Here is a 678-nt window from a genome sequence, read left to right on the forward strand (position 1 = left end):
GAGCGATCTGTTCCGTCGCGTGTTCGAAAGCGTTTTGCGCCGCTGCATCGAGGAGCGACTGGTCGGCGGTGAGGGATTTGCCGTTGATGCAAGCCTGATCAAAGCCGATGCCAACCGGCAGAATGGGATCGAAGGCGACAAGGGGCTTCCCCCGGAGGCCGCCGGTCGGGCGATCGACGAGTATCTGGCCGTCCTCGATGATGCCGCGTTTGGAGCTGCGACCGAGGTCACGCCGAAGTTCGTGTCACCCTCAGATCCAGCGGCGCGATGGACCGGAGCCCATGGCGGTCAGGCCTTCTTCGCCTATTCAACCAACTATCTGATCGACGTTGAGAATGCGATCATCGTCGATGTCGAGGCAACCACGGCCATCCGGCAGGCAGAGGTATTGGCCGCCAAGCGCATGATTGAGCGCTCGCTGGAACGGTTCGATCTCTATCCGAGCCAGCTCCTCGGCGACAGCGGCTATGGCTCGGCCGAGATGCTGGCCTGGCTGGTCTATGAGCATGGTATTGAGCCGCATGTGACCGTCTTCGACAAGTCGGCCCGCACAGACGGGATCTTCGCGCGCGATGACTTCACCTATGACCACGCTGGCGATCTCTATCGTTGTCCGGGCGGCAAGGCTCTTACTACGACCGGAACGCTAGTGAATGACGGTGCCACCATTCTTTACAT

The 678-nt window shown here is 60.6% G+C and carries 1 protein-coding gene; it reads left to right on the forward strand.

Features of this window, described 5'->3' with window-relative positions:
- A partial coding sequence (locus SO180_RS42450; protein WP_449384716.1) for a transposase occupies positions 1–678 on the forward strand: 678 nt, incomplete at both ends.

It is taken from the genome of Bradyrhizobium sp. UFLA05-112 (genome assembly GCF_053572325.1).